The following is a 21,676-nucleotide window of genomic DNA, read 5'->3' as shown; positions in this document are numbered from 1 at the left end:
GCCCAGGGTGCCCACACCCCCGACGCGCACGCTCGGCACGCCCCTCGGACGGCCGAAGAGGGCCAGGTCACAGTCACAGAGAGGGCGAGATCACAGCCGCGCCCCCTGCTGCTCCTTTGCGGCGGTGTCCTAGCATCCGAGCATGACGGTCCTGCCTGACGACGGGCTTGAGCTGGCCGCCGAGTTCCCTGACGTGTCCCACGAGCAGTGGCAGCGCCTCGTTGCGGGTGTGCTGCGCAAGTCGGGCAAGGACGTCGAGGGTGCTCAGGCCGAGGAAGCCCTGTCCACCGCGCTGGAGGACGGGCTGCGCACCCGGCCTCTGTTCACCGCGCACGACAACGCGCCCGAGCCGGGTTTCCCGGGGTTCGCCCCCTTCGTACGAGGGGGCCGGGCCGAAGGGAACACCGTCGGCGGCTGGGGCGTGCGGCAGCGGCACGCGGTGGCCGACGCCGCCGCGGTCCTCGGGGATCTGGAGAACGGCGTCACCTCACTGTGGCTGGTCGTCGGCGAGGACGGCATCCCGGTGCCGTCGCTCGGCCGGGTCCTGGACGGTGTGTATCTCGACCTGGCCCCGGTCGTCCTGGACGCCGGGCGCGAAGTGGAGCCCGCCGCAAGGGAGTTGCTGCGGCTCTACGAGGAGCGGGGCGTGGCCGCGGAGGCGGTCCGCGGCAACCTGGGCGGGGATCCGCTCGGGTACGAGGCCCGCACCGGGCAGCCGTACGACTTCGCTCCGGTCGCCGCACTCGCGCGGCGGTGCGCCGACGGGTACCCGGGGCTGCGGGCCCTGACCGTGGACGCGCTGCCGTACCACGAGGCCGGTGGGTCGGCCGCACAGGAGCTGGGGACCTCGCTGGCGACCGGCGTGGCGTATCTGCGCGAGCTGACCGAGGCCGGTCTTGGCGTCGAACAGGCCTGTGCGCAGCTGGAGTTCCGGTACGCGGCGACCGCCGACCAGTTCCTGACGATCGCCAAGCTGCGCGCGGCGCGCCGGCTGTGGGCCAGGGTGGCCGAGGCCTGCGGGGCCCCGGCGGCGGGCGCTCAGCTCCAGCACGTGGTGACCTCGCCGGTGATGATGACCCGCCGGGACCCGTGGGTGAACATGCTGCGCACGACGATCGCCACGCTGGCCGCCGGGGCGGGCGGGGCGGACTCCGTCACGGTGCTGCCCTTCGACGACGCGCTCGGCCTGCCGGACGCGTTCGCGCGCCGTATCGCCCGCAACACCTCGACGATCCTCATCGAGGAGTCACACCTGTCCCGGGTGATCGACCCGGCGGGCGGTTCCTGGTACGTGGAGCGGCTCACCGACGAACTCGCACGGGCGGGCTGGGAGTTCTTCCGCACGATCGAGCGGGACGGCGGCCAGGCGGCCGTACTGCGCTCGGGCCGGCTGCGCACGGACCTGGCGACGACCTGGGCGGAGCGCTCCAAGAAGCTCGCCAAGCGGCGCGAGCCGATCACGGGTGTCAGCGAGTTCCCGCACCTTTCCGAGAAGCCGGTGGCACGGCAGCCCGCACCCGGGGCCCCGTCCGGCGGTCTGCCGCGGGTGCGCCGCGACGAGGCGTACGAGGAACTGCGCGCCCGTTCCGACGCCCATCTGGCCGCGACCGGCTCCCGGCCCCGGATCTTCCTGGCGACGATCGGCCCGGCCGCCGCCCACACCGCGCGGGCGACCTTCGCCTCGAACCTCTTCCAGGCCGGCGGCATCGAGCCCGTCACCGCGGGCACCTTCGCCGAGAGCGGGGCCACGGAGGTCTGCCTGTGCTCCAGCGACGCCCTGTACGAGGAGCAGGCCCAGAGCGCGGCCGCGGAGCTGAGGGCCGCCGGTGCCTCGCACGTGTTCCTCGCCGGACGTCCCGGGCAGTATCCGGGCGTCGACGCCTACGTCTTCGCGGGCTGTGACGCCGTGGCCGTCCTGTCCGCCACCCTCGACCGCATGGGAGTGTCCCGATGACCGGCCCCCTTGGCCCCGCCATCCCCGACTTCTCCGGGATCGAGCTGGGGAGCCCGGCCGTCGACGGCGGCGCCGACGAGTGGCGTACGGCCGTCAAGCGGGCCGCCGGCGGGGACGACCTGCTCTGGGAGACCCCGGAGGGCATCCCGGTCAAGCCGCTGTACACCGGACAGGACCTGGAGGGCCTGGACTTCCTGGGCACCTACCCGGGCGCCGCCCCGTACCTGCGCGGCCCGTACCCGACGATGTACGTCAACCAGCCCTGGACGATCCGCCAGTACGCCGGGTTCTCCACCGCCGAGGAGTCCAACGCGTTCTACCGCCGCAACCTCGCGGCCGGCCAGAAGGGCCTGTCGGTCGCCTTCGACCTGCCCACCCACCGCGGCTACGACAGCGACCACCCGCGGGTGACCGGTGACGTCGGCATGGCGGGCGTGGCGATCGACTCGATCTACGACATGCGCCAGCTCTTCGACGGCATCCCGCTGGACAGAATGACCGTGTCGATGACGATGAACGGCGCCGTGCTGCCGGTGCTGGCGCTGTACATCGTGGCGGCGGAGGAACAGGGCGTACCGCCCGAGAAGCTGGCCGGGACCATCCAGAACGACATCCTCAAGGAGTTCATGGTCCGCAACACCTACATCTATCCGCCGAAGCCGTCGATGCGGATCATCTCCGACATCTTCGCCTTCACCTCCCAGCGGATGCCCCGCTACAACTCCATCTCGATCTCCGGATACCACATCCAGGAGGCGGGCGCGACGGCCGACCTGGAGCTGGCGTACACGCTCGCCGACGGGGTGGAGTACATCCGCGCGGGCCGTGAAGCGGGCCTGGACGTGGACGCGTTCGCGCCGCGGCTGTCCTTCTTCTGGGCGATCGGCATGAACTTCTTCATGGAGGTCGCCAAACTGCGGGCGGCCCGGCTGCTGTGGGCCAAGCTGGTCAAACAGTTCGACCCGCAGAACGCCAAGTCCCTTTCGCTGCGCACCCATTCTCAGACCTCGGGCTGGTCGCTGACCGCGCAGGACGTCTTCAACAACGTCACCCGCACCTGCGTGGAGGCGATGGCCGCCACCCAGGGCCACACCCAGTCGCTGCACACCAACGCCCTCGACGAGGCGCTCGCGCTGCCCACCGACTTCTCGGCGCGCATCGCCCGCAACACCCAGCTCCTCCTCCAGCAGGAGTCCGGCACGACGCGGGTCATCGACCCCTGGGGCGGCAGCGCCTACGTGGAGAAGCTGACCTACGACCTCGCGCGCCGGGCCTGGCAGCACATCCAGGAGGTCGAGGCGGCGGGCGGCATGGCCAAGGCGATCGACGCCGGCATCCCCAAGCTGCGCATCGAGGAGGCCGCGGCCCGCACCCAGGCCCGGATCGACTCCGGGCGCCAGCCGGTCATCGGGGTCAACAAGTACCGGGTCGAGACCGACGAGCAGATCGACGTCCTCAAGGTCGACAACTCCTCCGTGCGCACCCAGCAGATCGAGAAGCTGCGCCGGCTGCGCGCCGAACGGGACGAGCAGGCCTGCCAGGACTCGCTGGAGGCGCTCACCCGGGCCGCCGCGGGCGAGGGCAACCTGCTGGAACTGGCCGTGAACGCGGCCCGCGCCAAGGCCACCGTCGGGGAGATCTCCGACGCCCTGGAGAAGGTGTACGGCCGGCACGCGAGCCAGATCCGTACGATCTCCGGCGTGTACCGCAACGAGGCAGGAGAGTCCCCGAACGTGGAGCGCACCCGGGCCCTGGTGGACTCCTTCGCCGAGGCGGAGGGGCGCCGGCCGCGCATCCTGGTCGCCAAGATGGGCCAGGACGGCCACGACCGCGGCCAGAAGGTGATCGCCACCGCCTTCGCCGACCTCGGCTTCGACGTGGACGTCGGCCCGCTGTTCCAGACCCCGGCCGAGGTGGCCCGGCAGGCCGTCGAGGCGGACGTGCACATCGTCGGGGTCTCCTCGCTGGCGGCCGGTCACCTCACCCTCGTCCCGGCGCTGCGCGAGGCGCTCGCCGAGGAGGGCCGCGAGGACATCGTGATCGTGGTCGGCGGGGTCATCCCGCCGCAGGACGTCCCCACCCTCCTGGAGATGGGCGCCGCGGCCGTGTTCCCGCCCGGGACGGTGATCCCGGACGCGGCGTACGACCTGGTGAAGCGGCTGTCGGACGACCTCGGGCACGACCTGTGATCGATGTCGACGGCTATGTGAAGGGCGTCCTGGACGGGAAGCGGGCGATCGTCGCGCGTGCCATCACACTCGTCGAGTCCACCCGGCCGCAGCACCGGACGCTCGCGCAGCAGGTCCTCACCGAGCTGCTCCCGCACAGCGGCCGGGCCCGGCGGATCGGCGTCAGCGGGGTTCCCGGTGTCGGCAAGTCGACGTTCATCGACGCGTTCGGCACGCTGCTGACCTCGCTGGGCCACCGGGTGGCCGTGCTCGCGGTCGACCCGTCCTCCAGCCGTACGGGCGGCTCGATCCTGGGCGACAAGACGCGGATGGAGCGGCTGGCGGTCGATCCGGCGGCCTTCGTGCGGCCCTCCCCCACCGCGGGCACGCTGGGCGGGGTCGCCAAGGCGACCCGCGAGTCCATCGTGGTGATGGAGGCGGCCGGCTACGACGTCGTCCTGGTGGAGACGGTCGGCGTCGGCCAGTCCGAGACGGCGGTCGCCGGCATGGTCGACTCGTTCCTGCTGCTCACCCTCGCCCGTACCGGCGACCAGTTGCAGGGCATCAAGAAGGGCGTCCTGGAGCTGGCGGACGTGATCGCCGTCAACAAGGCGGACGGCCCGCACGAGCGCGACGCGCGGGCGGCGGCACGGGAGCTGGCGGGCGCGCTGCGTCTGATGCACGGCAAGGACGTCGCCTGGGCGCCGCCGGTGCTCAGTTGCAGTGCCCGCGAGTCCGCCGGTCTGGACACCGTGTGGGAACGCCTGGAGCAGCACCGCGCCCTGCTGGACTCCACCGGGCGCCTGGCCGCCAAACGGCGCGAGCAGCAGGTCGACTGGACCTGGAGCATGGTCCGCGACGAACTGCTGGGCCGGCTGCACGCCGATCCGGCGGTACGGGCCCTGGCTCCCGCCCTCGAACAGCAGGTCAGGGACGGTGAGCTGACGGCCACGCTGGCCGCCGAACGCATCCTGGGGGTCTTCGGCGGCGACTGAGCACCACCGGACACGGGATGACGGGCTGTCCAGGTGTGCGCCGGGCGCGAGCCGTCCGGCGCCGCCCGCGCGCCCCCTCGCCGCCGCTTGTCATTCCCCGTGTACGCGCACTACTGTCACCACGCCTTGGTGAACGGGAAATCCGGTGTGATGCCGGTGCGGCCCTCGCCACTGTGAATCGGGAAGTCCGGCTCCAGCCCTCACGGGCAGCCACTGGGTCCTACACGGGCCCGGGAAGGCGGAGCACGGGCGGTGTCACCCGTCAGCCAGGAGACCGGCCAAGGCGCGTCAACCATCCACGAGGTGCTGGAGAGGGTCTGCTGAGCCATGCACATAGCCGAGGGTTTCCTTCCTCCGGCGCACGCGATCGCCTGGAGTGTCGCGTCCGCGCCGTTCGTCGTCCACGGAGTCCGCTCCCTCACCCGTGAGGTCAAGGAGCATCCCGAGAGCACCCTGCTCCTCGGCGCCTCCGGGGCCTTCACGTTCGTCCTGTCCGCGCTGAAGCTGCCCTCGGTGACGGGCAGTTGCTCGCATCCCACCGGCACGGGGCTCGGCGCGATCCTTTTCCGGCCGCCGATCATGGCCGTGCTGGGCACCATCACCCTGCTCTTCCAGGCGCTGCTGCTCGCCCACGGCGGGCTGACCACGCTCGGCGCCAACGTCTTCTCGATGGCCATCGTCGGGCCCTGGGCCGGATACGCCCTCTACCGGCTGCTCCGGCGGTACGACGTGCCGCTGATGGTCGCGGTGTTCTTCGGCGCGTTCGCCGCCGACCTGTCCACGTACTGCGTGACCAGCGTGCAGCTGGCACTCGCGTTCCCCGACCCGAGCAGCGGGTTCCTGGGGGCGCTGGGCAAGTTCGGCTCCATCTTCGCCGTCACGCAGATCCCGCTCGCGGTGAGCGAGGGGCTCCTCACCGTGTTGGTGATGCGCCTGCTGAGCCAGTCCAGCAAGGGCGAACTGGTCCGGCTGGGCGTCCTCACGGCAGGCGGGCGGTCCGCCGCCGGGACCGAGGCGGTGGCCCGATGAGCCGTAACGCGAAGATCAACGCTCTGCTGGTGCTGGTCGTGGTGGCGCTCGCCGTGCTGCCGCTGGCCCTCGGGCTCGGCGACCACAAGAAGGAGCCGTTCACGGGCGCCGACGCCGAGGCGGAGACGGCCATCACGGAGATCGAGCCGGACTACGAGCCGTGGTTCTCGCCGCTGTACGAACCGCCGTCCGGGGAGATCGAGTCGGCGCTGTTCGCCCTCCAGGCGGCACTGGGCACGGGCGTGCTCACCTACTACTTCGGTCTGCACCGGGGACGCCGCCAGGGTGAGCAGCGCGCGCTGGCGCGGCTGGAGGCCCAGGGCACGGCGGCGCCGGAGAGGGCCTCCGACGAGTCCTCGGCCGAACGGACCTGAGGCCCGTGCTGCCGATCGACGCGGCGGCGCACAGCAGCCGCTGGCGCCACCGCCATCCCGTGGACAAGGCCGTGCTCGGGCTCGGACTCACCCTGCTGGCGATCTCGCTGCCGCCGTGGCCGGGCGCGGCCCTGGTGCTGGTGACGGCGCTCGTCGTGCTGCTGGGCCCGGCGGGTGTGCCGGCCCGCCGGCTCTGGCGCGCCTACCGGGTGCCGCTCGGGTTCTGCGCGACCGGCGCGATCACCCTGCTCGTCCAGGTCGGCGGGCCCGACGGTTTCGTCTCCCCGGCGCCCGACGGGCCGGTCCGGGCCGGGGAGTTGCTGCTGCGCACCTCGGCCGCCTCCCTCGGCGTGCTGCTGTTCGCGTTCACCACACCGATGTCCGATCTGCTGCCCCGGCTGGTGAAGGCCGGCGTGCCCGCGCCCGTCGTGGACGTGGCCCTGGTGACGTACCGCATGAGCTTTCTGCTCCTGGACTCGATGCGCCGCATCCGCGAGGCCCAGGCCGCCCGGCTCGGGCACACCAACCGGGCCGCGGAGTGGCGGTCCCTGGCCGGGCTCGGCGCCACCGCGTTCGTGCGCGCCTTCGACCGGGCGGCGCGGCTCCAGGACGGGCTGGCCGGACGCGGCTACGACGGCACCCTGCGCGTCCTGGTCCCCGAGGCCCACGTCTCGGCCCGCTTCACGGCGGCTGCCGTCGTGCTCCTGGCGACCGTGGCCGCCCTCACCTTCGTACTGGAAAGGCCGCTGCGATGAGCGAGCCCGTGCTGGTCGCCCTGCGGGGCGCCTCCTTCGCCTACGAGGACGGCCCGGCCGTGCTCAGCGGGCTCGACTTCGAGGTGCGCGAAGGGCGCGCGCTGGCCCTGCTCGGACGCAACGGCAGTGGCAAGACCACGCTGATGCGGCTGCTCAGCGGCGGACTGCGGCCGCGCAGCGGCGAGTTGACCGTCGAGGGGCGGCCCGTGCGCCACGACCGCAAGGGCCTGACCCGGCTGCGCACCACCGTCCAGCTGGTCGTGCAGGATCCGGACGACCAGTTGTTCGCCGCGTCCGTCGGCCAGGACGTGTCGTTCGGCCCGCTCAACCTCGGTCTGCCCGATGCCGAGGTGCGGGCCCGGGTCGGCGAGGCGCTCGCCGCCCTGGACATCACGGCGCTGGCCGACCGGCCCACGCATCTGCTCTCCTACGGCCAGCGCAAGCGGACCGCGATCGCCGGTGCGGTGGCGATGCGGCCCCGCGTGCTCATCCTGGACGAGCCGACCGCCGGGCTGGATCCCGATGGTCAGGAGCGGCTGTTGAGCACCCTCGACGACCTGTGCGGCACCGGCACGACGGTGGTGATGGCCACCCATGACGTCGATCTCGCCCTGCGCTGGGCCGACGACGCGGCCCTGCTCACCCCGTCCGGCGCGCACATCGGCCCGGCCGCCACGATGCTCGCCCGCACCGACCTGCTCCGGCAGGCGGGGCTACGGCTGCCCTGGGGCGTCGCGGCCGCCCGGCTGCTGCGCGAGCAGGGCCTGCTGGACGCCACCGCGCCGGGCCCTCGCACCCCGGACGAACTGGCCGCCCTGGTGGCTCCGCCGCTCGGCGCCGAGGGCTGACACCCGCGAGGTCACCCGGACACGTCGGTCAGCATCCGCCACCCCGGCGCGTAGTTGCCGTGCAGCACCAGTGAGGCCGCCCCGACGGCGCCGACGGTGTCGCCGATGACGCTCTGTTCGACGGCGACGGCGCGGATGGCGCGGGCGACGGAGGTGCGGTTGACGGCGGCGTCGATCTCCTCGCGCAGGATCGGCTCGATGCCGCGCAGTGCCTCGCCGCCGAGGACGACCCGGCTGACGTCGAGGAGGCTGGCGGCCCCCCGGGCGGCCTCGCCGATCCGGCGCGCGGCCCGGCGTACGACGTCGCAGGCGTCCGGATCACCGGCGCGGGCGGCGCGGCGCAGGGCCTTCCAGTCGTGGTGGACGGTGTCGGGGGTGCCGGTCAGGCCTATGCGGTCGGCGGCGGCGCGGCCGTGCAGGCGCAGCAGGTCGTCGATGATCGCGGGCGGGCTGACGTACGGGCCGAGGCAGTCGGTGGCGCCGCAGTGGCAGACGCGCTCTCCTGGCTCGACCGCCATGTGGCCGAACTCGCCGGCGTTGCCCGAATCGCCGTGCAGCACGGTGTTGTTGAGGACGATCCCGGCTCCGATGCCGGTGCCGAAGTAGACGAAGAGGAAGCTGCCGGCGCGGTCGGCGCCGCCGATCCAGCGCTCCCCGATGGCGGCGGCGGTGGCGTCGTTGTCGAGAGCGACGGGCAGGCCGGTGGCCGTGGCGAACATGTCCGCCAGGGGCACCCGTCCCCAGCCGGGGAAGTTCGGCGGGGACACCACGGCTCCGGAGGTGCCGTCGAGCGGTCCGGGCGCGGCGACGCCGAGGCCGAGCAGGCGGGAGCGGTCGACACCGCTACGCTCGACGAGCCGCCCGGCGGCGCGCGCGACCCGCTCCACGACGTCCTCGGGGTCGCCGGGATCGGTCAGCCGCAGCCGGCGGCCTCCCACGACGTCTCCCGCCAGGTCGGCGACCACGATGACCGCGGCCTCGGGGTCGAGGTGGACGCCGACCGCGAAGGCGCCGTCGGCCCGTATCGACAGCAGGGTGCGGCGCTTGCCGCCGCTGGACGGGGCCTGGCCGGATTCGGCCACCAGGCCGGCGTCGAGGAGTTTGCGGACGACGTTGGAGACGGTCTGGTTGGTCAGGCCGGTGAGTGCGGCCAGCTCGACCCGGCTCACTTGTCCCGTGGTGCGGATGGCGTCCAGGACGACGGCCTGGTTGTAGCCGCCGACCCGCGGCAGGTTCGTCCCGCTGAGCATCGTCACCTGTCGGTCACCTGGTCCCCTCACGTCGGCCCCACCCCCGTCGGAGGGCCTGCGAGAGGCACTCCGGTGGCGGAAGTTTACATACTGGAAGCATTGACTTCATCCATCAAATGGATTTAGCTGACGCCCACAAAATCCGGCCATCGAGGCCAGTCAGCGCAGGGTGGCGCCAAGCGTGGGGTGCCGTCCGGGCTGGTTTCCCGGCCAAAAGTACTCGCGGCTCTCCCACAGGTTTCACGTCCCGGAGGAACCACTGTGCGCGTCAGACTCGTCACCGCCGCGGCCTTCACCGCCGCCACCGCCCTGGCCGTCACCGGCTGCGGCTCGGGCTCGTCAGGCAGCTCGGCCAAGTCGATCAAGGTCGTCTACTGGCAGAACCTGGACAGCACCAACAAGCTGCAGGCCACTTACCTCGCCTCGATGGTGAAGCAGTTCACCCAGGCCAACCCGGGCACCAAGGTGAACCTGGTGCCGGTGACCGCCTCCGAGAACGACTACTACACCAAGATCCAGCTCATGATGCGCTCCCCCGCGACGGCGCCCGACCTGGTCTACGAGGACACCGCCCTCATCAACTCCGACATCGCGGGCGGCTATCTCAAGCCCCTCGACGCCTACACCGCGAAGTGGGCCGACTGGGCGCAGTACGCCGACGCGGCCAAGGGCGCGGTGACCGGCGCCGCCGACGGCAAGGTCTACGGCGTACCGGACAACACCGACACCCGCGGGATCTGGTACAACAAGCAGCTCTTCCAGAAGGCCGGGATCCAGGTGCCCTGGCAGCCGAAGACCTGGGCGGACGTCCTCGACGCGGCGAAGACGGTCAAGGCGAAGCTGCCCGACGTCACCCCGCTCAACCTCTACACGGGCACGGCGGGTGGCGAGGCGTCCTCCATGCAGGGCTTCGAGATGCTGCTGTACGGCACCCCGGCCGGCGACAAGTCCCTCTACGACACCTCGCGGAAGAAGTGGGTCGTGGGCAGCAAGGGCTTCAAGGACGCGCTGGACTTCGTGCACACCGTCTACAGCCAGGGGCTCGGCCCGGCCAAGGAGCAGGCGCTGGGCGCCAACTTCGGCACCACGGTGGGCACCGAGCTCCTCCCCCAGGGCAAGCTGGCGATGGACATCGACGGCTCCTGGATGCCCAACAACTGGAGCTCGTCGGCGGCCAAGCCGTGGACCGAGTGGCAGTCGGTGATGGGCACCGCGGCCATGCCCACGCAGAGCGGGCAGGCTCCCGGCCGTACCAGCATGTCGGGCGGCTGGGCCTGGTCGGTCCCGGCCAAGGCCAAGAACCCGGACCTGGCGTGGAAGTTCCTGTCGACCACGCTCCAGACGAAGGCCAACTCCGCGACCTGGAACGCGCGCAACGCCACGATCGCGGTGCGCAAGGACGTGGCCGCCGACCCGACGTATCTGAAGGCGGTGCCGACCAACAAGTTCTTCACCGAACTGGTCGCCGACACCCACTACCGGCCGGGACTGCCCGCCTACAACCAGGTGTCGACCGCCATCCAGAAGGCGATGGAGTCCGTGACGACCGGCCAGGCCTCGGTCGAGAAGGCGGCCGAGACATTTGATAACGATGTCAAGGCGGCGGTGGGCGACGACAAGACGGTGGAGGGCACTTCGTGACCGCCCTCGCTCCGGCGCCTCACGGGACCGGCCCGCGCCGGTCCCGCGGGGCGCCCGCTCCTGCCGTCCGTACCCTGCTGCGCGGTCTGCCGACGCTGCCGGCCGTGGTGCTGCTGGCCGTCTTCCTGGCCGGTCCGATCGCGTACTGCGTGTACTACGCGTTCACGGACATGCAGCTCACCGGGGCCTCCGGCACCTCCTTCGTCGGGATCGACAACTTCACCCGTGCCTTCGAGGACGGCGACTTCCTCAACTCGGTGTGGCTGACCCTGGTGTTCGTGGTCGGCTCCGCGGTGATCGGGCAGAACACGCTCGGCCTCGCGCTGGCCGTCCTGATGGAGAAGGCCACCAAGCCGGTGCGCTCCCTGGTCAACGGGGTGGTCATCGCCGCGTGGGTGCTGCCCGAAGTGGTCGCCGGCTATCTGATGTACGCCTTCTTCTACGACCAGGGCTCGCTCAACTCGCTCCTGGACGCCGTCGGTCTGCCGCAGCAGAACTGGCTGTACACGATGCCGATCCTGGCGGTGTGCCTGGCCAACGTGTGGCGCGGCACCGCCTTTTCGATGATGGTCTTCACAGCCGCCGTCAACGACGTGCCCCGGGAGCTGCTGGAGGCCGCCGAGATGGACGGCGCCGGGCCCTGGCAACGGCTGTGGCGGGTCGTGCTGCCAGTGATCAGGCCGTCGATCCTGACCAACCTGATGCTGATCACGCTCCAGACGCTCTCCGTCTTCGGGCTGATCTACACCATGACCCGGGGCGGACCGGGCAACAAGAGCGAGACGCTTCCGATCTTCATGTACCAACAGGCCTTCCAGAACAGCCTGATCGGGTACGGCACGGCGATCGCCCTGGTGCTGCTGGTGGTCGGCGCGCTGTTCTCCGTCGTGTACATCCGGCTGCTGAAACTGGAGGACGACTGATGGCCGCCGTCGCCACCCCGCCCGCCGCGACCGCCCCACGGAAGGTGCCGCCGCCCGTCCGCCCGCGCCGGCGCCGGGTGCGCCCGGGACGCGTCGCGATCAACCTGGTCCTGCTCGCCGTGTCGGTGCTGTACGTCCTGCCGTTGCTGTGGATGGTCCTCGCGTCGGTGAGCGACACCAACAGCTTCCGGCTCCAGTGGCCCTCGTCGCTGACGTTCGACAACTTCGACGCGGTCCTCGACGTCGACACCACCTACCGGCCGATGCTCAACAGCCTGTTGCTGTGCGGCTTCGGTACGGCGGTGACCGTGGTGACGTCGGTGCTGTGCGCCTATCCGCTCTCGCGCTACCGCTCCCGGGTGCGGCGGCCGTTCCTGTACACGATCCTGTTCTCCACCGGTCTGCCCATCACCGCGGTGATGATCCCGGTCTACAGCATGTTCGTGCAGGTGAACCTGATCGACTCGATGCCCGGCACGACGCTGTTCCTGGCCGCGTCCGCGCTGCCGTTCGGGATCTGGCTGATGAAGAACTTCATGGACGGCGTACCGGTCGTCCTGGAGGAGGCCGCCCGGATCGACGGCGCGAACACGATGCAGGTGCTGTGGCGGGTGGTGCTGCCGTTGATGCGGCCCGGTGTCGTCGTGGTCACCATCTTCACGTTCATCGGCATGTGGGGGAACTTCTTCGTCCCCTTCATCCTGCTGCTGTCCCCGGAGAAACTCCCCGCGTCCGTCAGCGTGTTCACCTTCCTCAGCGCCCACGACCAGACGCAGTACGGGCAGTTGTCGGCGTTCTCCCTCATCTACTCACTGCCCGTCGTCCTGCTCTACATCCTGCTGGCCCGCAAGCTCGGCGGCGGTTTCGCGCTCGGCGGCGCGCTCAAGGGCTGACTTCCCTGCCGGGACCAAGGGCAGGTTCCCCCACCTCTACGGAGAAGAACACCTCATGCACAACGACCGCGACGTCACCGAACAGCGGCTCGCCCGCGTTCTGAACGAGCGCATACGGCCCGCCGCCCACGCCCGGTCCGTCCCCCTCGACGTGCAGGTCTGGCACGTCTCCGGCGAGCCGGTGCCGGTGAGCGAGGGCCTGGCCGCCCCCTACCGGCCGGCCCGGGTCGGGGACCGGTGGGGGCCCGCCTGGTCCACCAGCTGGTTCAAGGTCACCGGCACCGTCCCCGCCGACTGGGCCGGGGAGACGGTCGAGGCCGTCCTGGATCTCGGTTTCGCCACCCACTCCGCCGGCTTCTCCGCCGAGGGGCTGGTCTACCGGCCCGACGGCACCGCCGTGAAGGCGCTCAATCCGCGCAACATCTGGGTGCCGGTGGCCGAACAGGCGGTGGGCGGCGAGGAGTTCACGGTCTTCGTCGAGGCCGCCGCCAATCCGGTCGTCATGCACACCGCCCCCGACGAACTCACCTTCGGACCCACCGCGGTGGGCGGTCCCGCCCCCTGGCTGGGCGACCCGGCCGCCGACCCGGGCGAGCCCCTGTACCGGCTGCGGCGCCTGGACCTCGCCGTCCTCGACCGGGACGTGCATGAACTCGTCCAGGATCTGGAGGTGTTGGGCCAGCTGATGCCCGAGCTGGCCGCCGAGGACCCGCGCCGCTGGCAGATCCTGCGGGCGGTCGAGCGCGCCCTGGACACGGTGGACCTCCAGGACGTCGGCGGCAGCGCGGCGGCGGCGCGGGCCGCGCTCGCCCCGGTGCTGGCGGCACCCGCGCAGGCGAGCGCGCACCGGATCTCGGCGGTGGGGCACGCGCACATCGACACCGCGTGGCTGTGGCCGCTGCGCGAGACCGTCCGCAAGGTGGCCCGGACGGTCTCCAACGTCACCCATCTCATGGACGACCACCCGGAGTTCAAGTTCGTGATGTCCCAGGCGCAGCAGCTCGCCTGGCTGAAGGAGCACCGGCCGGAGGTGTACGCGCGGGCGCAGGAGAAGGCGAAGACGGGGCAGTTCCTGCCGAGTGGCAGCCTGTGGGTGGAGCCGGACACCAACATCTCCGGCGGTGAGGCGCTGGTGCGCCAGTTCGTGCACGGCAAGCGGTTCTACCTGGAGGAGTTCGGCGTCGAGACCGAGGAGATGTGGCTGCCGGACACCTTCGGTTACAACGCGGCCCTGCCGCAGCTGATGAAGCTGGCCGGGGTGCGCTGGTTCCTGACGCAGAAGATCTCCTGGAACACCACCAACAAGTTCCCGCACCACACCTTCTGGTGGGAGGGCATCGACGGCACCCGGATCTTCAGCCACTTCCCGCCCGTCGACAGCTACAACGGCGACCTCTCCGGCGACCAGGTCGCCCACAGCGTCCGCAACTTCCAGGACAAGAGCGGCTCGAACAGCTCGCTGATCCCGTTCGGCTACGGCGACGGAGGCGGTGGCCCCACCCGCGAGATGCTCGCCCGCGCCGCCCGCCTGAAGGACCTGGAGGGCTCGCCCCGCATCGAGATCGAGGGCCCGGCCGACTTCTTCCGGCGCGCGCACGACGAGTACGAGGCGAACGGCGGCGCCCCGGTGTGGTCCGGCGAGCTGTACCTGGAGTTCCACCGCGGCACCCTCACCAGCCAGCTCGCCACCAAGCAGGGCAACCGGCGCAGCGAACACCTGCTGCGCGAGGCCGAGTTGTGGGCGGCCACGGCCGCCGTACGGCACGGGCACGCCTATCCGTACGTCGCCCTGGACCGGCTGTGGAAGACGGTGCTGCTGCACCAGTTCCACGACATCCTGCCCGGTACGTCGATCGCCTGGGTGCACCGCGAGGCGGAGGAGACGTACGCGGCCGTCGCCCGGGAACTGGAGGAGCTGATCGGCGAGGCCCAGCGGACGCTGGCCGGCGATCCCGGCGGCACGGTCGTCTTCAACGCCGCGCCGCACCCCCGCGGCGGTGTGGCGGCGCTCGGCGCGGGCCCGCGCGCCGTGGAGGCCGCTGTTGTGCCACCGGTGCCCGACGGGGACGGGTTCGTCCTCGACAACGGCCTGGTGCGGGTCGTCGTGGACGGTCGCGGTCTGATCACCTCCGCCTACGACCACAGCGCCGGCCGCGAGGCCCTGGCACCCGGCGCGGTCGGCAACCTGCTCCAGCTGCACCAGGACTTCCCCAACCAGTGGGACGCCTGGGACGTCGACGCGTTCTACCGCAACACCGTCCGGGACCTCACCGAGGCGGAGTCCGTCACCGCGACCGGCACCGGTGTCCGCGTGGTCCGTGTCTTCGGCGCGTCGCGGATCGAGCAGACCCTGACCCTGCCGTCCGGTTCCCGCGGGCTCGTGATCGACACGGTCGTCGACTGGCACGAGCGGGAGAAGCTGCTCAAGGCCGCCTTCCCGCTGGATGTCCGGGCCTCCCACTCGACGGCCGAGATCCCCTTCGGGCACGTCGAGCGGCCCACGCACACCAACACCAGCTGGGACGCTGCCAAGTTCGAGGTGTGCGCCCACCGGTTCCTGCACGTCGGCGAGCCCGACTGGGGTGCCGCCGTGGTCAACGACTCCTCCTACGGGCACGACATCACGCGTGACGTCCGGTCCGACGGCGGGACGACGACCACGGTCCGCCTCTCCCTGCTGCGCGCGGCCCGCTTCCCCGACCCCGACCAGGACCAGGGCACCCACCGGCTCGGCTACGCGCTCGTGATCGGCGCCGACGTCGCCGACGCGACCCGTGAGGGCTACCGCTTCAACCTGCCCGAGCGGGCGCTGCCGGGCAGCGCGACGGTCGCCCCGCTGGTCTCGGTCGACCTCGAGGGGGTGATCGTGGAAGCGGTGAAACTCGCCGACGACCGCGGCGGCGACATCGTCGTCCGTCTCTACGAGTCCCGCGGCACCCGGGCCCGGGCCACCCTCACCACCGGGTTCCCGTTGGCCTCGGCCACCGCGACGGACCTGCTGGAGCGCCCGGTCGACGACCCCGCGTCCCATCGGCACACCGATACCGGCGTGGAGTTGGCCCTGCGTCCTTTCCAGATCCTCACGTTGCGGCTGCGGCCCGCCGCCGGGAGCTGACGTCGGGTCCTGCTGGCCCCCGGTGGGGCAGGGGGTGCTCCTCCTGTTGGAACCGGGGGCCGGCCGGAGCGAGATCGGCCGGCCACGCCCCTAGCGTTGCGGCCATGGACCGGATCGCCCCTTCACGTCGCACCCTGCTCGCGCTGGGCACCGCCACGGCGGCCTCGCCCTGGCTCGGCGAAACCCCCGCACGTGCCACGGACGGACACCCCGACGCGCCCACCGACCTCGACGAACTCGGCATCACCGACCTCAGGCGGCGGATGGCCGACGGACGGCTGACCGCCGAACGGCTCACCCGCTACTACCTGGAGCGCATCGAGCGCGTCGACCCGCTGCTGCACTCGGTGATCGAGGTCAACCCCGACGCGCTCGCCGAGGCCCGGCGCCTCGACGCCGAAGGGGACCGGCGCCGGCCGCTGCACGGTATGCCCGTGCTGCTCAAGGACCTGGTGGAGACCGCGGACCGGATGCACACCACGGCCGGATCACTCGCGCTGGAGGGCCTGCGGCCGGCCCGGGACGCCACGGTCGCCGCCCGGCTGCGGGCGGCCGGCGCGGTCGTCCTCGGCAAGACCAACCTGAGCGAGTGGGCGGGCGGGATGTCGCTCACCCATCACGCCGGGTGGAGCGCCCGCGGCGGGCAGACCCGTAATCCGTACAAGCTGGACCGGTCGCCGAACGAGTCCAGCTCCGGCACCGCGGTGGCCGCCGCGGCCAACCTGTGTGTCGCCGGTATCGGGACCGAGACCAACGGCTCGATCATCGACCCGGCCTCGGCGAACTGTGTCGTCGGCGTGAAGCCGACCGTCGGGCTGGTCGGGCGCGGCGGGGTGATCCCTGGTGTGCCGAGCCAGGACAGTGTCGGACCGATCGCCCGCACGGTCCGCGACGCCGCGATCCTCCTCGGCACCCTGGTCGGGCTCGACGACCGCGACCCGGCGACCACGGCGAGCCGCGGGCACTTCCACCGCGACTACACCCGCTTCCTGGACGCCGACGGCCTGCGCGGGGCCCGTATCGGCGTGCCGCGCTCGGTGTACTTCGGCTACAGCCACCACGCCGACGAGATCGCCGAGCGGGCGGTCGCCGTGCTGCGCGCGGCCGGCGCGACCGTGGTCGACCCTGCCGACATCCCGACCGCCGAGCAGTTGGAGGATCTGCCCAGCTCGATGGTCGTACAGGCTTACGAAATCAAGCGCGGGCTGAACGCCTACCTGGCGAGCGCCCCCGGCGACCATCCGCGCAGTCTGGCGGAGCTGATCGCCTTCAACCGCGCGCACGCCGACCGCGAGCTCCGCCATGTCCGGCAGGACGGCCTGGAGGCGGTGCACGAGCTGGACTTCAGCGAGAGCGAGTACCGTGCGGCCCTCGCCACCAACCACCGGCTCTCACGCGCCGAGGGCATCGACGCGGTGCTGCGCCGCCACCGCCTGGACGCACTCGTCACGCCGACGGGCGGACCGCCGGCCAAGATCGACCTGGTCCGCGGGGACAGCTACACCGGTGGCGCGTCGACGCCCGCCGCGCTGGCCGGATATCCCGCGATCAGCGTCCCGGCCGGTTTCGCGTTCGGTCTGCCCGTCGGGGTGACCTTCATGGGCACGGCATGGAGCGAGCCGACCCTGCTCCGCCTCGCGTACGCCTACGAGCAGGCCAGTCGTGTCCGTCGGCCTCCCACGTACCGTCCCGCCGACGTCGGCTTCTGACCCGGGCGGCCCTTCCGCGCGGGCGGCTCGCCGCCCGCGCAGACACGCCCGCTCGAACGCGCCCGCTCAGCCGCCGGTCGTCAAGGTCGCCCACACCGCGTTGCCGCCCGTGAGCCGGGAACGGGCGAATCCCCAGGTGCGGGCGATCTCCTGCACGAGGAACAGTCCGCGTCCGCTCTCGTCCTCGGGCCCCGCCTCGCAGCGGGGCAGCCTGCCGACCGTGATGTCGTGGTCGTGCACCTCCAGGCGGAGACAGTCGTCCGTCACGCGTCCGATGCCGCACAGGACCTGCACACTGCGCGTGTGGCACACCGCGTTGGTGACCAGTTCCGACACCAGGAGCACCGCGTCCGCGCAGATCTCGGCGGGCAGTCCCCAGGCGGTCATGCGGGCGTTCACCGAACGGCGGGCGACCTGGACGCTGGAGCGGAGCGCGGGGAGCTCGATCCAGTGCGTGCGCTCCGGGCTCACGGCGTCTAAGAGCTGGGGGGAGGAAGTCGTGTGGGGGGACACGCTTGTGCCTTCCGTCAGGAGGAGCGCAGGGGGGAGGGGGCGAGGAGGGCGAGCAGCCGGCCCGTCGGGAGAGGGGGTTGTTCCCGGCGTGGGGCCGCGCGGATTCGGAGCGTCGGCGCATGTCAACTCTGCGTAGTAGAGCGATAGTTGACCACGATGCCTTCGCGTCCGAAGGAACCGCTTGCACAAGTAACTATGCTCGCAGCTGAGTTCACACTGCAACCGACTCCCTGATAATTTCAGCAAGACGATATCCGTTTGGCGGCATCTTCAACTCTCCGCCGGACCGGCGCCGGTGACAGGGCATCAGGAGGTGGCTCCAGTGAGTGACGCTCGGGCGAGTGCGGGAACCAGCGCACCGACCGTCCTGCGGATGATCCTGGGCCGTCGGCTCCAGGAGCGGCGGCTCGGCGCGGGCGTGTCGCTCGACGACGCGGCAAAGGCCCTGCGTGTGACGTCGTTGACCATTCGCCGCCTGGAGAAGGCGGAGGTCGGCCTCAAGCCCCTGTACGTGGAGAAGCTGCTCCAGACCTACGGGGCCGGGCAGCAGGAGATCGACGAGTTCGTCGAGCTCGCCGAGCGGGCCAACGAGCCCGGCTGGTGGCACGCCTACCGTGATGTGGTGCCCAGCTGGTTCACCGCCTACGTGAGCCTGGAGAGCGGGGCCAAGACCCTTCGCACCTATGAACCGCAGTACGTCACCGGGCTGTTGCAGACGTACGGCTATGCGCGCGCTGTGTTACGCGGCGGCTTTCCCAACGACGGCGACGAGGAGCTGGAGCGGCGGGTCGATCTGCGGCTGCGCCGCCAGAGCCTGCTGGAGAAGCCCGACGCCCCCACCCTGTGGGTGGTGATGGAGGAGGCCGTCCTGCACCGGGTCGCGGGCGGTCCGGAGATCATGCGGGAGCAGATCGACCGGCTCCTGGAGGTCTCGGAGCTGGACCACGTCAGCGTCGACATCGTGCCGTTCTCGGCCGGCGCGCACGTCGGCGCGTGCGCGCCCTTCACCTACTTCCGGTTCGAGGAACCGGAGCTGCCCGACGTCGTCTACAGCGAAATCCTGTCCGCCTCCGTCTACCTGGACCAGCGCGCCGATGTCGCAGCCCATCTGGAGGCGCACAACCGGATGTCCCTTCTGACCTCCTCCGCGGACAGCAGGACTCTGCTGCACCGCATGCGCAAGGAGTACTCATGACCATCGCCGACGGCAGTGTGTACAACGGGATGCCCGCCTGTGACCTCGGCGAGCAGGGCTGGGAGAGCCCGTGGAGCGGCCCCAACGGGGGCCAGTGCGTGCAGACCAAGCAACTCGCCGACGGCCGCGTCGCCCTGCGGCAGTCGACCGATCCCACCGGTCCCGCGCTGATCTACACACCCGAGGAGATCGCCGCATTCGTCCAGGGGATCAAGAGAGGTCTCGCCGATCACCTGACGGCCCACTAGGGCGAGCGAACCACCCGCGGGGAGGATCCGAGCCGGCCCCGGCCGCGACCCGCCCGGCACACCGCGCACACCGCGCACACCACCGAAGGGGACAGGATGAGCAACACCCACGCCGCACGGGGCATCGACACCAGCAGGCCGCACTCCGCCCGCATGTACGACTACTACCTCGGCGGCAAGGACCACTTCGACATCGACAAGCAGGCCGCCGAGACGGTCGCCGCCGCCTACCCCGGCATCTTCGTGTGCGCCCGCGAGAACCGGGCCTTCATGCACCGCGCCACCCGCGTCCTCGCCCGCGAGCACGGCATCCGCCAGTGGCTCGACATCGGCACCGGCATCCCCACCGAGCCGAACCTGCACCAGGTCGCCCAGAGTGTCGTACCCGAGGCGCGCGTGGTGTACGCCGACAACGACCCGCTCGTCCTGAAGTACGCCGAGCGCCTCATGCGCAGCACCCCGCAGGGCCGCACCACCTACATCGAGGCCGACGTCAACGACCCGGAGTCGCTGCTCAACGCGCCCGAGCTGTCCGACGTCCTGGACCTGGACCGGCCGGTGGCCCTGTCGCTCAACGCGCTCATGCACTTCGTCACCGACGCGCAGGACCCCTACGGCATCGTCGGCCGACTGCTCGCCGCGCTCCCCTCGGGCAGCGCGCTGGCCCTCAGCCACTGCACACCCGACTTCGACCCGGCCACCTGGCAGAAGGTCACCGACATCTACACCGGCGCGGGGACTCCGGTGCGGTTCCGCAGCCAGAAGGACGTCGTACGCTTCTTCGACGGGCTCGACCTGCTCGACCCGGGCGTCACCATCGGCCACCGCTGGCGCCCCGACGTCTCCGACGGCTCGGATCCCGCCGAGGCGCCGACGGACGCCGAGGTCAGCCTGTGGACCGGGGTCGGCATCAAGCCCTGACAAGGCAGGGACTCCGGTCGCCGCGCGACCGGAGCCCCCTTTCTCACGGGTCAGCCGGCCGCGAGCAGTTCGAGGGTGTCGATCACCCGGTTCGAGAAGCCCCACTCGTTGTCGTACCAGGCGACCACCTTCACATGGCGGCCGTCGACGCGGGTGAGGGCCGAGTCGAAGATCGACGAGGCCGGGTTGCCGGTGATGTCGGAAGAGACCAGCGGGTCCTCCGAGTACTCCAGGACGCCCGCGAGCCGCCCCTCGGCCGCCTCCCGGTACGCCGTCAGGACGTCCTCGCGGGTCACGTCACGGGCGACGGTCGTGTTGAGCTCGACGATCGAACCCACCGGGACCGGCACCCGGATGGAGTCGCCCGACAGCCTGCCGTCCAGGTTCGGCAGCACCAGGCCGATCGCCTTGGCGGCTCCGGTCGTGGTCGGCACGATGTTCACCCCGGCGGCCCGGGCCCGCCGGGGGTCGCGGTGCGGGCCGTCCTGAAGGTTCTGTTCCTGCGTGTAGGCGTGCACGGTCGTCATGAACCCGTGCTCGATCCCGGCGAGTTCGTCGAGGACCGCGGCCAGCGGGGCGAGCGCGTTGGTCGTGCAGGAGGCGTTCGAGACGATCGTGTGCACCTGCGGGTCGTAGGCGTCGGTGTTGACCCCGTACGCCAGCGTGACGTCGGCACCGTCCGACGGCGCGCTGACCAGCACCTTCCGCGCGCCCGCGTCGAGGTGGGCGCGGGCGGCCTTGGCCGAGGTGAAGCGGCCGGTGGCCTCCAGGACGAGGTCGACACCGAGGTCGGCCCACGGCAGCTGCGCCGGCTCGCGCTCGGCGAGCACGGTGATACGGCGGCCGTCCACGACGAGGGTGTTGCCGTCGACGGTCACCGGACGACCGAGCCGTCCGGCCGTGCTGTCGTAGGCCAGCAGTCGGGCGAGGGTGGCGGGCTCCGTGAGGTCGTTGACCGCGACGACTTCGAGGGTGCTGTCGCGTTCGAGCAGGGCGCGCAGCACGTTGCGTCCGATGCGGCCGAATCCGTTGATGGCGATGCGAGTCATGAATCCTGTCCCTTCGGGTTCCCCACCAGGCTCGCTCGGCGGCTCCGCCGTCGACAGTGGCGCGATCGCCATGGTTCAAAAGGATCGCGCCAGGCG

General features: G+C 71.4%; 18 protein-coding genes and 1 riboswitch. Of the genes, 15 read left to right on the top strand and 3 right to left on the bottom strand.

Features of this window, described 5'->3' with window-relative positions; genetic code table 11:
• Positions 1 to 142 precede the first annotated feature (142 nt).
• The 7 genes from SLINC_RS42735 to SLINC_RS42705 all read left to right on the top strand — a co-directional run bounded on the left by SLINC_RS42735 (position 143) and on the right by SLINC_RS42705 (position 8,123).
• The gene (locus tag SLINC_RS42735) at positions 143 to 1,954 is read left to right on the top strand and encodes a methylmalonyl-CoA mutase family protein (protein WP_067443790.1); all 1,812 of its coding nucleotides are present in this window, start codon (positions 143 to 145) and stop codon (positions 1,952 to 1,954) included.
• A complete protein-coding gene (gene scpA, locus SLINC_RS42730; RefSeq protein ID WP_067443789.1) occupies positions 1,951 to 4,143 on the top strand; it encodes a methylmalonyl-CoA mutase in 2,193 nt (730 codons plus the stop codon). The genes SLINC_RS42735 and scpA overlap by 4 nt, the downstream gene beginning before the upstream one ends.
• Complete coding sequence (gene meaB, locus SLINC_RS42725; RefSeq protein WP_067443788.1) at positions 4,140 to 5,117, top strand: methylmalonyl Co-A mutase-associated GTPase MeaB; 978 nt, start codon at positions 4,140 to 4,142, stop codon at positions 5,115 to 5,117. The genes scpA and meaB overlap by 4 nt, the downstream gene beginning before the upstream one ends.
• A gap of 110 nt (positions 5,118 to 5,227) precedes the next feature.
• Positions 5,228 to 5,414, top strand: a riboswitch (cobalamin riboswitch).
• A 30-nt stretch (positions 5,415 to 5,444) separates the two neighbouring features.
• Positions 5,445 to 6,146, top strand: a complete 702-nt coding sequence (locus SLINC_RS42720; RefSeq protein WP_067443787.1) for an energy-coupling factor ABC transporter permease — start codon at positions 5,445 to 5,447, stop codon at positions 6,144 to 6,146.
• A complete protein-coding gene (locus tag SLINC_RS42715) occupies positions 6,143 to 6,520 on the top strand; it encodes an energy-coupling factor ABC transporter substrate-binding protein (protein WP_067443786.1) in 378 nt (125 codons plus the stop codon). Before SLINC_RS42720 ends, SLINC_RS42715 begins: the two co-directional genes overlap by 4 nt.
• 5 nt (positions 6,521 to 6,525) lie before the next feature.
• The gene (gene cbiQ, locus SLINC_RS42710; protein WP_067443785.1) at positions 6,526 to 7,275 is read left to right on the top strand and encodes a cobalt ECF transporter T component CbiQ; all 750 of its coding nucleotides are present in this window, start codon (positions 6,526 to 6,528) and stop codon (positions 7,273 to 7,275) included.
• Positions 7,272 to 8,123: an energy-coupling factor ABC transporter ATP-binding protein gene (locus SLINC_RS42705; RefSeq protein ID WP_067443784.1), complete on the top strand. Its 852-nt coding sequence runs from the start codon at positions 7,272 to 7,274 to the stop codon at positions 8,121 to 8,123. Before cbiQ ends, SLINC_RS42705 begins: the two co-directional genes overlap by 4 nt.
• A gap of 11 nt (positions 8,124 to 8,134) precedes the next feature.
• On the opposite strand, the gene SLINC_RS42700 is transcribed toward SLINC_RS42705, so the two are convergent.
• Complete coding sequence (locus SLINC_RS42700; protein WP_067446433.1) at positions 8,135 to 9,373, bottom strand: ROK family transcriptional regulator; 1,239 nt, start codon at positions 9,371 to 9,373, stop codon at positions 8,135 to 8,137.
• Between the two features lie 261 nt (positions 9,374 to 9,634).
• Here SLINC_RS42700 and SLINC_RS42695 point away from each other — a divergent pair, with 261 nt between their 5' ends.
• The 5 genes from SLINC_RS42695 (at position 9,635) to SLINC_RS42675 (ending at position 17,654) form a co-directional block, all read left to right on the top strand.
• The gene (locus SLINC_RS42695) at positions 9,635 to 11,014 is read left to right on the top strand and encodes an extracellular solute-binding protein (protein WP_067443783.1); all 1,380 of its coding nucleotides are present in this window, start codon (positions 9,635 to 9,637) and stop codon (positions 11,012 to 11,014) included.
• Complete coding sequence (locus SLINC_RS42690; RefSeq protein WP_067443782.1) at positions 11,011 to 11,937, top strand: carbohydrate ABC transporter permease; 927 nt, start codon at positions 11,011 to 11,013, stop codon at positions 11,935 to 11,937. Before SLINC_RS42695 ends, SLINC_RS42690 begins: the two co-directional genes overlap by 4 nt.
• Entirely contained in the window at positions 11,937 to 12,830 is an 894-nt protein-coding gene (locus SLINC_RS42685) for a carbohydrate ABC transporter permease (RefSeq protein WP_079164997.1), read from the top strand. The genes SLINC_RS42690 and SLINC_RS42685 overlap by 1 nt, the downstream gene beginning before the upstream one ends.
• A gap of 55 nt (positions 12,831 to 12,885) precedes the next feature.
• Entirely contained in the window at positions 12,886 to 15,945 is a 3,060-nt protein-coding gene (locus tag SLINC_RS42680) for an alpha-mannosidase (RefSeq protein ID WP_067443781.1), read from the top strand.
• Between the two features lie 104 nt (positions 15,946 to 16,049).
• Complete coding sequence (locus SLINC_RS42675; RefSeq protein ID WP_067443780.1) at positions 16,050 to 17,654, top strand: amidase; 1,605 nt, start codon at positions 16,050 to 16,052, stop codon at positions 17,652 to 17,654.
• A 66-nt stretch (positions 17,655 to 17,720) separates the two neighbouring features.
• On the opposite strand, the gene SLINC_RS42670 is transcribed toward SLINC_RS42675, so the two are convergent.
• The gene (locus SLINC_RS42670; RefSeq protein WP_107406757.1) at positions 17,721 to 18,125 is read right to left on the bottom strand and encodes an ATP-binding protein; all 405 of its coding nucleotides are present in this window, start codon (positions 18,123 to 18,125) and stop codon (positions 17,721 to 17,723) included.
• 364 nt (positions 18,126 to 18,489) lie between these two features.
• Between SLINC_RS42670 and SLINC_RS42665 the strand changes: the two genes are divergently transcribed.
• The 3 genes from SLINC_RS42665 to SLINC_RS42655 all read left to right on the top strand — a co-directional run bounded on the left by SLINC_RS42665 (position 18,490) and on the right by SLINC_RS42655 (position 20,531).
• Entirely contained in the window at positions 18,490 to 19,362 is an 873-nt protein-coding gene (locus SLINC_RS42665; protein WP_067443778.1) for a helix-turn-helix domain-containing protein, read from the top strand.
• On the top strand, positions 19,359 to 19,610 hold the full coding sequence (locus SLINC_RS42660) for a DUF397 domain-containing protein (protein WP_067443777.1): 252 nt from the start codon (positions 19,359 to 19,361) through the stop codon (positions 19,608 to 19,610). Before SLINC_RS42665 ends, SLINC_RS42660 begins: the two co-directional genes overlap by 4 nt.
• 96 nt (positions 19,611 to 19,706) lie before the next feature.
• Positions 19,707 to 20,531 (top strand): SAM-dependent methyltransferase, encoded by an 825-nt coding sequence (locus SLINC_RS42655; protein WP_067443776.1) that lies wholly within the window; start codon positions 19,707 to 19,709, stop codon positions 20,529 to 20,531.
• Positions 20,532 to 20,581: 50 nt separating this feature from the next.
• Here the strand turns inward: SLINC_RS42655 and gap are convergent, their stop codons facing one another.
• Positions 20,582 to 21,580, bottom strand: a complete 999-nt coding sequence (gap, locus tag SLINC_RS42650; RefSeq protein WP_067443775.1) for a type I glyceraldehyde-3-phosphate dehydrogenase — start codon at positions 21,578 to 21,580, stop codon at positions 20,582 to 20,584.
• Between the last annotated feature and the right edge of the window lie 96 nt (positions 21,581 to 21,676).

Source organism: Streptomyces lincolnensis, assembly GCF_001685355.1.
Taxonomy (GTDB): Bacteria; Actinomycetota; Actinomycetes; order Streptomycetales; family Streptomycetaceae; genus Streptomyces; species Streptomyces lincolnensis.
Note: the sequence above shows the minus strand (reverse complement) of the source record. Positions and strands in the feature narration are given on the sequence as shown.